This window comes from Nocardia brasiliensis IFM 10847, assembly GCF_000710915.1.
In the GTDB taxonomy this organism is placed as follows: domain Bacteria; phylum Actinomycetota; class Actinomycetes; order Mycobacteriales; family Mycobacteriaceae; genus Nocardia; species Nocardia brasiliensis_A.
This window is the reverse complement of sequence record NZ_BAUA01000163.1, coordinates 48,718-59,380: the sequence shown is the minus strand read 5'-3', so window position 1 is coordinate 59,380 and position 10,663 is coordinate 48,718. Positions and strand designations below refer to the sequence as shown.

The window sequence follows — 10,663 nt, the reverse complement described above, 5'->3', positions numbered from 1 at the left end:
CGATACCGCAATTGGGGAGACCGAGTCATGGCGGTGCAAGTAGTCGGCAGATCGCTGATGACCAGCGACCAGACCGAACATCAAGCGAAGAGCGTCGGCGCGGGCGGCTGGGTGGTGTCCTTCCTACCGGGGCGCACGCTGACCATCGAGCAAGCGACCGCAGCCATGCAAGCCGCCGAAGCGGTAGCCGTCGTGGGGGCTTTAGCCGACCAGGTCGGTCTCACCACACTGGAAACCGTCGGTCTCGCGATTCAGGAATCGCCGTGGAACCGGCCGCTGCACGAACCGTGCGGCAGGCGCACCTGGCGGCGCGGCTGGCTCGAGCACTGAATCGTCCGCGGGCGCTGAGTCCGTCGCTACGCTTTGGTCGCGACCACAACGAGATTGCTCACCAGTAATTCGCGTAGTGCCGGAATGCGCACGAGCCACCATGCCCAGCGCGGATGGTAGCGCGGAAAAACGGTGCGCACGTCGGCCGAAGTCGTTGCTGCCCACCGTAATCCGTCCGCCGCACGAACCGCGAACAGGGACCTGCCGAATCGGTTCTTCGGTTCCCGCCCCTGCTTGCGCCGGTACCGACGCGCCGCGTACTCGCCCCCGAGGTAGTGCCACGGCCCCGTTTCGTGCCCGCCGAACGGGCCGAGCCACACCGTGTACGACAGCACGATCAACCCGCCCGGCCGGGTCACGCGCACCATCTCGTCCGCCATCAGCCACGGATCCGGCACATGTTCGGCGACATTCGACGAGAAGCAGATGTCCACCGCGTCATCGCGGAACGGCAGCGCCATCCCCGAGCCGCGCACCGCACCCGCCGCCGACAAGCCGGCCGCGTGCATTTCGGACGGGTCCGGTTCCACCGGGATATACCGCGCGCCCGCGCGCCGGAACTCATCGGCGAAGTAGCCCGGTCCGCCGCCGACATCGAGAATCGTCGCCCCGGTCAGATCCCTGCCGGTGAGGTCTGTGTAGAAATCGCCGAGCATCGCCGCGCTGTCCTCGGCGAGGCCACCGTAGAACACCGCCGGATCGGACTGCTCGAACCGGAAGCTGCCGAGCAGGCGCAGCGACCGGCGCAGCGTCGCGCGGCGCGCGAACCGGGGGGCCGCGCCGTCGGCGGGCGATTTTTCGGCTCTCAACACGGCGCCGAGTCTCGCATAACGGTGTTGTGGAGCTGTCGTCCGCTCCTGCGCTCGCGTAGGGCGCGCACGCTCGCCGATAACCAGGCCGGCGGGGCGGGGTTGCCGATCATGTGCCTGCACAAGCGTCGGTGATCGGCTTTCCGGCGGGTCGCCGGGTTAGGGTGTAGCCCGATATCCGACGTTCCCGAACCCGGGACCACCCGACCGAGAGAAGCTCGACCGTGCGCGAAGTCCTCCTGCTGTGCTGGCGCGACACCGGGCACCCGCAGGGCGGCGGCAGCGAACGCTACCTCGAGCAGGTCGGCGCGCAGCTCGCGGCACGCGGTGTCAAGGTCACCCTGCGCACGGCTCGCTATCCGGGCGCGCCCAAGCGCGAACACCTCGACGGCATCGACATCAGCCGGGCCGGTGGGCGCTACTCCGTCTATCCGCGGGCGCTGGCCGCGATGGCGCTCGGCAGGCTCGGCCTCGGGCCGCTGCGCGACGTGCGCCCCGACGCCATCATCGATACGCAGAACGGCATCCCGTTCTTCGCCGCCGCGGCCGCCAAGGCGCCGTCCGTGGTGCTGGTGCATCACGGCCATCGGGAACAGTGGCCGGTCGCGGGGCGGCTGGTCGGCCGGATCGGCTGGTGGATCGAATCGCGACTCTCGCCGCGCGTACACCGGCGCAATCAATACCTGACCGTTTCGCTGCCCTCGGCCGAAGAACTCGCCACCCTCGGTGTCGAGCAGACCCGGATCGCGGTGGTGCGCAACGGCGCTGAACCCGTCCCAGCCGACGCGCCGACCGGCGCCGCCGAAACCCGCACGGACAACCCGCGCATCGTGGTGCTGTCCCGGCTGGTGCCGCACAAGCAGATCGAGGACGCGCTCGCGGTCGTCGCGCGACTACGCCCCGGCATCCCCGGCCTGCATCTCGATGTGATCGGCGACGGCTGGTGGGCCGACAACCTGAAAGCCGACGCCGCGCGACTCGGCATCGCCGACGCCCTCACCTTCCACGGGCACGTCGACGAACGCCGCAAACACGAATTGCTCTCCCGCGCCTGGGTGCACGTGCTGCCCTCACGCAAGGAAGGCTGGGGACTGGCCGTCATCGAAGCCGCCCAGCACGGCGTCCCCACCATCGGCTACCGCAGTTCCCGCGGACTCACCGACTCGATCATCGACGGCGTCACCGGACTGCTCGTAGACGACGTCCTGCAGTTGTCCGACGCGGTAGGCGAACTGCTCGGCGACCACGCCGCCCGCACCGTAATGGGCGAGAAGGCGCGAGCCCGCGCCCGGGAATTCTCCTGGGAGCAAACGGGAAACGGGGTATACGAGGTGCTGGCCGCAGTCGCACGCGGCCAGCACACGTCAGGGTTGATCGCCCCGCGCACTGTCGGTTGAGTTCGCTCGGGCGAATTTCGGGGGACCGAACCTGCTGGTGGTTCTGCGCGGGCTGGAATCGCCCGGCTAAGGACGTGATGCGCGTGTGCTGAGGTGTGCGGGTCTCGATGCGAGGGTGCGCGCCATGACCGCGAGGAACAGGCCGCCGAGAAGTAGTGCGGCCCACAGGACGTGGGCGGCGATGACCAGTACCCGATTCGTGGCCGAGCCCGTACGCTCATCGACCGGGCCGGGCACGCGGTACAGCGTGAGGTCGGCGTCGGTGTACACCTGATCCAGTTGCGCGAGTGTCGTTTTCGATTCGCCGAGCGGGCCGGGCGTACCGCGTTCCAGCAGCACCCAGCCGACGCCGTGCCCGGCCAACTCCGCGGCCGAACCGCCGTGCAGGAGCAGACTTTCCACCGTGCGAGCCCGCGTGCCCTCCCCGGCCACCGTGCGCCCGCGCACCGGCAGCTCGCCGGTCTGCAACACATCGCGGGGCAGCATCCGCGGTGCGGGGTCGAGCACCGGAACCGGCCCGCTGTACCGGAACTTCCGGAACATCCCCCCTGGCAACACCGCGACGTCCCCCGGCCCATCCACCCGGCCGGCCACCTCCCGCCACCCCGCGGGATAGTGCACCGGCCGCAACGCCCCACCCACGCCCCAGGCGAGATCCAGCAGCGGCAGCACCAGCAAAACGATGAAAACACTTGCGACCGTGCGGGTCAGCGCCCTGCTCGGAGCAGAGCGTGGCGGGGCGACGGGAGACGCCGCAGCGGACCCGGTGGGGGTTGACGGGCTGGCAGCGAATGGGATTCGTTGGGCCGCAGTCGTATCGGGCGTTTGCCCGTTCCGGGCGGAGCGGAAGCGTGCGGCGAGCAGCGTGCAGGCGGCGCACAGGGCGTAGGCGGGCATGGCGAGGGCGACGTATTTTTGTGTGTCGCGCAGTAGTCCGGTGCCGGGGACGTGGGCGACGAGCCATTCCAGCAGGTGCATGCCCCAAGGGGCGGCGCCCAGCGCGGGCAGCAGAATCGCAAGTGCCGCGAGGGCGAGGAGCGCACGCAGCACGTAGCGATTGCCCTGCGCGGTCCAGACCGATCGCAGGCCGGTGGCGACGATGGTGAGCAACAGGACGGTCCCGATCACCGCGAGCAACGTGGTCCGGGTAGCCGGTACCGCGTCCCCGTTCCAGATCCCGCCGAGTCCTGCCAGGCTTCCCAGCGTGCCGAGACCGGGTTCGGCTCGTGCGGCGAACGCGGCGATCCCCGCCGGATCCGATGGCTCGCTCCCGGACCCGGACACCGCGGTCGCCAGCAACCACGGCACGGATGCAAGGACAACCAGCCCCGCGACCCCGGCGATCCGCCGCCGCCCGACCACCACCAGCGCCGTAACCGCGCCGAGCACCGCACCGGTCGGCGTAAGCCCCGCCGCCGCGAGCGCCCCCGCCAACCCGCCCCAATCCCGCAGCGCGGCAAAACGATCCAGCGCTGGACTGCGTGGGGTGTTCGCCGGATCGTTATGTGCGTCCACCGGCTCGACCGCTGCGGGAGCACTTGCCGCCCCCGCCCCACTCCGCAGCGCAGCAGGCAGACCGTGCGCTGGACTGCGTGGGGTGTTCGCCGGATCGGTGTGCGCGTCCACTGGGTCGACCGCTGAGGGGGCACTCGCCGACCCGGCCCGATCCGGCGAGACAGTAGAACGATCCTGCGCTGGGCTGTCCAAGGTGCGTGCCGGGCTGGCGTCCGCGTCCACCAGTTCGATTCGATCTGCCGCAGCCGCGTTCTGTTCATCCGTGGCGTGGTGTGGTGCGTCTACCGAACTGTCCGCCGCGCTGATCGAGCCGGCGGGGGTACTGCCCGAACTGCTGGGTGCACGTGCCGACTCGGCTCGGCGGCCTGGGATGTCGTGTGCGCCTGCGGAATCGGCCGGCGTCCCGATGGCACGGCGCACTGGGCTCGTGGAACCACTCGGCGCACTGTCCGGCTTGCGCACCGGATCCGTCTGCGCGGAATCCGTGGGCGCCCCGGGCGCATGACCGCCACGTGCCGGAACTCGAATGCGGTTGGCGGTCAGGATGATCCAGGGGAGGGCGGCATAGCCGGTGAGCAGGCTCCAGTGTCCTTGGAGGAGTCGTTCGGCGAGATAGGGGTTCCAGAGCGCGACGGTGCTTGCGACTAGTTGGGCGGGCACGGGTGCGTGAAGGAGTTCACGCACCAGTACGGCGGCGCCGTAACCGGCCGCCCACAGAGCGAGGAACAGGATCGCTTTGACGATGATGCCGCCGTCGAGCAGTGGTGACAGCACCGCCAGCAGCGCGTCCTGGGGGACCGCGCGCGGGGCCGCGGCACCGAGTCCGAGGGCGGCATCGGTGAGATAGGAACGCGGGGTACTCACCGCGTCGCGCAGAAGCAGATATCCCGGACCCAGGAGCGGTCCCATGACGAGCAGCGTGAGCACCGCGCTGTAACCGGCGGGGACGAACCTCCCCCACCGCTCGCGCACCCTCGGCTCGCTCTCGTTCACGCTTGTGCACCCTACGTCGCGTCCGCCGAAGTGCCCTCGGCGGACGCGTTCGAGATCAGGGGGAACTGGTGGCGGCATCGTTCGAGTAGCCGCCGCCGTCAGTTCCCCCTGATCTCGAACGCGCGCGACCAGGGGGTGCGAAGCCGCCGACGTGGCACCGGGTGGGACGATGGCGAACGTGTCTGCGGTCCGTCGGTTTCCAGTGGTAGCGGATCTGACGTTGGTGACGGCGGGTGCGATGACCGCCAACGTGGCCGGCTATCTGTTGCAACTGCTGGCGGGGCGGTGGCTGGGCGTCGCCGGTTACAGCGAGTTCGCGAGCCTGCTCGCGGTGCAGCTGCTGTGTGCGGTACCCGCGCTGGCCTTGCAGAACGTGGTGGCGAGGGAACTGGTCCGGGGCGCGAGTGCTGCCGCGTTGCGCGGGTTGCAGTGGCGGTGCGCGGTGATCGTGGCGGTGGTCGTCGCGTTGTTGATTCCGGTGGTGACCACGGCGTTGAACGTCGGCGTCGCCGCCTGCGCCGCGGCGTTGTGCGCGGCCCCCGCCCTGGTGCTGCTGTCCGGTGAACAGGGCGTGTTGCAGGGCGGCAGGCGATTTCGGGCGTTGGGCGTCGTGCTCGGCGCGGCCGGGATCGCCAGGGTCGCGCCCGCGCTCGTTGTGCTCGCCGCGGGGGGTGGCGCGGCGGCGGCGTTGACCGCGGCGGCGGCGGGTATCGCGGTGGCGGCGGCGTTCGCCAGGTTCGTCGCGGGCTCGCCCGCGCCGCGTGACCGCACCGCCGATGTGGACGAAGACGAAGTAGTGCAGGCCATCGGGGTACTGCCGGTGCTGCGGGCCGCGCAGGTGCAGGCGGCGCTGATGGCCCTGTCCTCCGCCGATCTCATCGTCGTCCGCATGGTCCTGGACGACGCGGACGCCAGCCGTTACGCGCTGGGCACCATCGCGACGAAGATCGCGTTCTGGCTGCCGCAGGCGGTCGGCGTGGTGCTGTACCCGCGGATGGCACAGCCGACGCATTCGGCACGCGCGATCCGGTCGGCGCTGGCCGTGCTGTCCGGTATCGGTATCGCCGCCGTGCTGTGCGCCGCCCTGGCCGCACCGATCGCGCCGGTGCTGGCGGGCCAGGACTACGCCCCGATCCAGGGACTGCTGTGGCTGTTCGCCTTGCACGGTGCGATCCTCGCCGTACTCCAGGGCGCGATGCTGTCCGCCATCGCCGTCGACCGCACCGCCCTCGCCGCCTTGACCTGGCTGGGCCTGGCGATCGAGGTGACGCTGATGGTCGCGTTCGCCCGCTCGACACCCGCCCTGATCGCCACCGCCGCCGCATGCGCGGCCACCACGACCCTGGTGGTCGCGGCCATCGTCCTGCGCACCGCAGAGCGCGACCGTCACCAGACCCACTGACACATCCGAAATAGGCACCGCGCCAACGCCCCCCGTCCCGCGCACATGTCGTCGTCGCGTTCACGGGCCGGAGAAGACCCCGAGCGTGCTTCGCCACCCCCTCTATCGCCGCAAGTGCCTGCACTGTAGGTGCGCTTCGCGGTCCGCATGGTCGGGCCCCCGAAGCAGATCCGGGCCCACGGCAGGTCCGGCCCTACGGCATGGGCGGCCCTCACGGCAGGTCCGGCCCCCACAGGAGGTCCGGCCCCACGGCATGGGCGGCCCTCACGGCGGGTCCGGGCCCACGGCATGGGCGGCCCTCACTGCAGGTCCGGCCACCACAGCAGGATCGGCCCTACGGCAGGCCCGGCCCTACAGCAGGCCCGGTCCCACAGCAGGCCCGGTCCCCCACGGCAGGTCCGGCCTCGGAGCGGTCAGTCTCCGCCCACTCGGTGTCAGCGGCAGTGTCAGTTGGCTGTCAGGGCGGTGTCAGGCGATCCGGCGAAAGTACATCCATCGAACAAAGCGGCCGGTGCCAACGGGGTTCCGGCCACTGCCACAAACGATTTCGAGGAGTACACATCATGAGCATCATCACCAGCACCCTGACCGACCAGGACAAGGCCACCCTGCGCACCGCCGCTTACGGCGCGGTTTCGCTGATCGCGGCCGCCGGTGCGTCGCACAAGGGCATCGCGCAGGGCTCCACCGCGTTGACGTCCGCGACCGGCCTGGTCGGGCATGTGCTCGCGGCCAAGTCCCGCGACATCCACCTGCCCGGCAAGTCCGTCGCCGAACTCGCCGACCAGGTGCTGCCCGCCCTGACCGCGGCCATGCACCTGCTCGGTGCGCAGTACCCGGCCGAGGCGGGCAACTTCCGCGACACCGTCCTGGTCGCCGTCGACGCGGCCCAGTCCGGCAAGGGCACGCCTGCCCCGGCCGTCGCGGCGATGGTCCGCAAGATCGGCGCGGCCCTCGACGCCGCCTGACCGATGCACCGCACCGGCTGTGCCGCGGGCTCCATACCGGACCCGCGGCACACCGCATGCCGAGCCGTCCGCCGAATTCAGCTCGGCAGCGGACAAAGAAACGGCCCCCGGTCGAGGACCGGGGGCCGAATCACGGTGCTACATCACGGTTGTTTCGTGATCTTGATCTGTTCGGTCGGCGGATCGTTGTCCACGGGCCGCGTCCCACCGGCCGCGGCCGAACCACCGGAGCGCCGGTTCAACGGCCCGCCGCTACCCGCCGGGGCGGCTGCGGAGCCGCCGCGCACGCCGAGGATCACGCCCACGATCAGCGCGATCACGCCGAGCACCCCGAGGATGATCGGCATGATCCGGCCGTACAGCGACAGCTTGTCGATGTTCTCCTTGGCCACCGCGATCTGCGACTCGATGGTGTTCTCGTTGAAGACGATATGCGACTTCAGTGCGCTGACCTCGGGCTTGTCGCCGGAGCGGGCGTAGAACAGGTGCAGCTGCTCGCCGCCCTTGATCACGGTGCCGGTCTGCGGCTCGACCCACACGTCGCGGGTGTTGCTGTACCAGCGGGCCATGGTGACGTCACCCTCGCCCTCGACGCCCCACTTGGCGGCCGGGAAGGTCAGCTTGTTGGTCGGTGCGGGCACCACGTCGTAGAGGTTGGTCGCCGGGATGGTCTGCTGGAAGTGGTAGACCTTCAGGCTGTTGATCTCGGTTTCCTCGACGAAGTTGATGTCGTAGGTCTTGCGCACGTTGAGATCGAAGTACGGGTAGGTCTTCTTCTCGGTACCGATCGGGAAGCGGTACTGCAGGCCGGTGTGCTGCACCGGGTCGGCGACCGACTGCATCTCCTTGTTCACCGTGACCGCGATCGAGCCGTTCGGCTCCTTGTCGACCGGCTCGCCGGTCTTGCGGTCGATGGTGACGCGGTCGATGGTCGCGGTCAGCAGGCCGGTGTCGCCCTGCTTGTCGGTGCGCCGCAACGTCGAACCCGCCTGCACCGTCATCTCGGAGGCGTCGGAGGGCTCTTCGACGGTGAGGAAGCGCTGCGAGACCAGGTTGACGTCCTTGTCGATCTTCGCGACGCCGTCGCCGGTGAGCGACTTGGAGTCCAGCACGAGACTCTCTTCACCGGGTTGGTTGGTCGCGATCGTGGTGATCTCGAGATCGAGAGGAGTCTTCGCCAGTTTGCCGACGGTGTATGTCGGGATCATCAGCGCGGCGACGATCAGCAACGCGCCGAGACCCACGAGCAGGCAGGCCACCGTCCTTCTGGTTCCGGCACTCAGTGCCATGCAAACTCTCCTCGTCGTAGAACAGGGTCGTTCCGGCGAATGCCCCGGGTTCAACCCCCGTGGCACTCGTGAGCCCCGACACTAACAGTCCGATGTCGTACCATGCGGCGTCGAGGCCGGAAACGGCCGAGAAATCGCCCGAGTTTAGCGCGAAATGTGAAACGTCGAGTTATCACCTGAAAATCGGCAAGGCAGACTGGAGCCCGATGACCGCAACGCTGCCCACCGCCGACGCGACCGTTCCCGCGGCCGCCGAATCCGTCCCCGCGCGCGCGTTTCTGCCCGCACTGGAAGGCATGCGCGGACTGGCGGCGCTCGGAGTGTTGTTGACGCACGTGGCTTTTCAGACCGGTGCGGCCAATACCCCCGTGCTCGGACGGGTGTGGGGACGGTTCGACATGGCGGTCGCGGTGTTCTTCGCCCTCTCCGGTTTCCTGCTGTGGCGTCCGCACGCGACGGCGGCGCGCGGGCTGGGACCGGCCCCGTCGGTCGGCTACTACCTCCGGCATCGCGCCGCACGGATTCTGCCCGCGTACTGGGTGGTGGTGATCGCGGTGCTGGTGCTGCTGCCCGGTGCGGCCGGGACGGCGGGCCTGCGCGTGTGGGTGTCGAATGTGGCGCTGCTGCAAGTATTCGTGCCGTTGACGCTCACCGACGGGCTGACCCAGATGTGGAGCCTCTCGGTGGAGGTGGCCTTCTATCTGGTGCTGCCGTTGCTCGCGTTCGCCCTGGTGTGGTTGCGCGGGAACGCCGCTCGGTACCGGGTTCGGGTGCTGCTCGTATTCGCGGCGGTGTGCCTGGGCTGGAACTTCATTCCGGTGCCGACCCCCGACGCCATCCATTCCGATAATTGGCTGCCCGCATATCTACCGTGGTTCGCGATGGGAATGGTGCTGGCCGAACTGTCACTTCATAGCGAACGGCTATCCAAGGGTTGGCGTTTGGCAGGGAGCCAGCCGCTGATGTGGGTGGTCGCGGCGGTCGCATTCGGCGTCTCGGCGACCGATGTCGCGGGCCCCGCCGGACTGACGCACGCGCAGCCGTGGCAGTACGCGGCGAAGATGGGTCTCGGCGCGATCATCGGCTTCACCCTGCTCGCCCCGCTGGTCCTCGGTGCACCGGGCCGGTCGCACCGGTGGCTGGAGTCGCGGGTGGCCGCGACCGTCGGTCGCTGGTCCTATGGCATCTTCATCTGGCATCTCGCGGTGCTCTCGGTGGTCTTCCCGGTCTTCGGGATCCTGCCGTTCGCCGGCGATTTCGGCTACGTCCTCGTGCTCACCATCGCGCTGACCCTGCCCGTGGCCGCGGCCAGCTATGCGTTGATCGAGGAGCCGGTGCGGCAGTGGATGCGGCGCTGGGACCGGCCGAAGCCGCCGCGCGAACCCGAGGAAGCGGACCGCCTCGCCGCTCCGTGAGCCGGATTGCCTTGCGCGGCAGCTGTCCAGCAGCGCGTCAGCTGTCCAGCTGCAGGTGCATGTCGCGCAGGTGATGGCGCAATTCGTGCAGGGTGTGCAGCGCGAGCCAGCGCACCGACCGTTCTTGGCGCTCCGGGAAGCTGTAGATCAGGGTGCGCTCCCAGTCCTCGTCCTTCAATCGGTCCAGCACATTGGCGAACAGCTGCGCGGCATCGCGGAGCTGCCTGCCGACATCCGTCGGACGCTGATCCGCGTAGCCGTCGTGCTCGACGCGTTCGTCGCGGCCCATCGGCGTCGCCTCCGGGGTTTCCCAGCGGCGGGCGGCGAGCGCGCGTTCGCGTTGCACGAAGAGCACATCGCGCATGTGGCAGGCGTATTCGAGCGGTGACCAGACCTCGGGCGCTGGACGCTGCCGTAGTTTCGGCGAATCGGTGAGGAGCAGGTCGGCATATTCGACGGCGTGCTCGGTGGCCAGCGACGCCACGTCGGTCGCGCGGGTCAGGTCGTACTCGAAACCACATTCTGCACAGGTGTCCACGCCGGGC

9 protein-coding genes are annotated in these 10,663 nt (G+C 69.5%); 5 read left to right on the top strand and 4 right to left on the bottom strand.

Translation table 11 applies throughout. The features are described from left to right. Positions 1–330: hypothetical protein (locus NBRGI_RS32040; protein ID WP_370627876.1), on the top strand; the 330-nt coding region annotated here is incomplete at its 5' end. Between the two features lie 26 nt (positions 331–356). Here NBRGI_RS32040 and NBRGI_RS32035 read toward each other — a convergent pair. Then, positions 357–1,142 carry a class I SAM-dependent methyltransferase gene (locus NBRGI_RS32035; protein WP_029900923.1) on the bottom strand — a complete coding sequence of 262 codons (786 nt, stop codon included), beginning with the start codon at positions 1,140–1,142 and terminating at the stop codon, positions 357–359. Positions 1,143–1,363: 221 nt separating this feature from the next. Here NBRGI_RS32035 and NBRGI_RS32030 point away from each other — a divergent pair, with 221 nt between their 5' ends. Next, positions 1,364–2,536, top strand: coding sequence for a glycosyltransferase family 4 protein (locus NBRGI_RS32030; RefSeq protein WP_029900922.1), 1,173 nt, complete (start codon positions 1,364–1,366; stop codon positions 2,534–2,536). A 66-nt stretch (positions 2,537–2,602) separates the two neighbouring features. On the opposite strand, the gene NBRGI_RS49345 is transcribed toward NBRGI_RS32030, so the two are convergent. Then, positions 2,603–4,960 carry a hypothetical protein gene (locus NBRGI_RS49345; protein WP_235211165.1) on the bottom strand — a complete coding sequence of 786 codons (2,358 nt, stop codon included), beginning with the start codon at positions 4,958–4,960 and terminating at the stop codon, positions 2,603–2,605. Positions 4,961–5,282: 322 nt separating this feature from the next. Here NBRGI_RS49345 and NBRGI_RS32020 point away from each other — a divergent pair, with 322 nt between their 5' ends. Both NBRGI_RS32020 and NBRGI_RS32015 read left to right on the top strand, forming a co-directional pair. Beyond that, positions 5,283–6,446, top strand: a complete 1,164-nt coding sequence (locus tag NBRGI_RS32020) for a polysaccharide biosynthesis protein (RefSeq protein ID WP_235211164.1) — start codon at positions 5,283–5,285, stop codon at positions 6,444–6,446. 563 nt (positions 6,447–7,009) lie between these two features. Continuing rightward, positions 7,010–7,414: a hypothetical protein gene (locus tag NBRGI_RS32015; protein ID WP_029900919.1), complete on the top strand. Its 405-nt coding sequence runs from the start codon at positions 7,010–7,012 to the stop codon at positions 7,412–7,414. 143 nt (positions 7,415–7,557) lie between these two features. Here the strand turns inward: NBRGI_RS32015 and NBRGI_RS32010 are convergent, their stop codons facing one another. Then, positions 7,558–8,703: a DUF3068 domain-containing protein gene (locus tag NBRGI_RS32010; RefSeq protein ID WP_029900918.1), complete on the bottom strand. Its 1,146-nt coding sequence runs from the start codon at positions 8,701–8,703 to the stop codon at positions 7,558–7,560. Between the two features lie 206 nt (positions 8,704–8,909). Between NBRGI_RS32010 and NBRGI_RS32005 the strand changes: the two genes are divergently transcribed. Then, positions 8,910–10,118 carry an acyltransferase family protein gene (locus NBRGI_RS32005; protein ID WP_029900917.1) on the top strand — a complete coding sequence of 403 codons (1,209 nt, stop codon included), beginning with the start codon at positions 8,910–8,912 and terminating at the stop codon, positions 10,116–10,118. Positions 10,119–10,155: 37 nt separating this feature from the next. Here NBRGI_RS32005 and NBRGI_RS32000 read toward each other — a convergent pair whose 3' ends face one another. Next, entirely contained in the window at positions 10,156–10,656 is a 501-nt protein-coding gene (locus NBRGI_RS32000) for a DinB family protein (protein WP_235211163.1), read from the bottom strand. Between the last annotated feature and the right edge of the window lie 7 nt (positions 10,657–10,663).

What these genes read in the sequence shown, in the direction of transcription:
- NBRGI_RS49345 (WP_235211165.1), bottom strand. Translation starts at nt 4,960, where the DNA reads ATGGGACCGCTCCTGGGTCCGGGATATCTGCTTCTGCGCGACGCGGTG.
- NBRGI_RS32020 (WP_235211164.1), top strand. Translation starts at nt 5,283, where the DNA reads ATGACCGCCAACGTGGCCGGCTATCTGTTGCAACTGCTGGCGGGGCGG.
- NBRGI_RS32015 (WP_029900919.1), top strand. Translation starts at nt 7,010, where the DNA reads ATGAGCATCATCACCAGCACCCTGACCGACCAGGACAAGGCCACCCTG.
- NBRGI_RS32010 (WP_029900918.1), bottom strand. Translation starts at nt 8,703, where the DNA reads ATGGCACTGAGTGCCGGAACCAGAAGGACGGTGGCCTGCCTGCTCGTG.
- NBRGI_RS32005 (WP_029900917.1), top strand. Translation starts at nt 8,910, where the DNA reads ATGACCGCAACGCTGCCCACCGCCGACGCGACCGTTCCCGCGGCCGCC.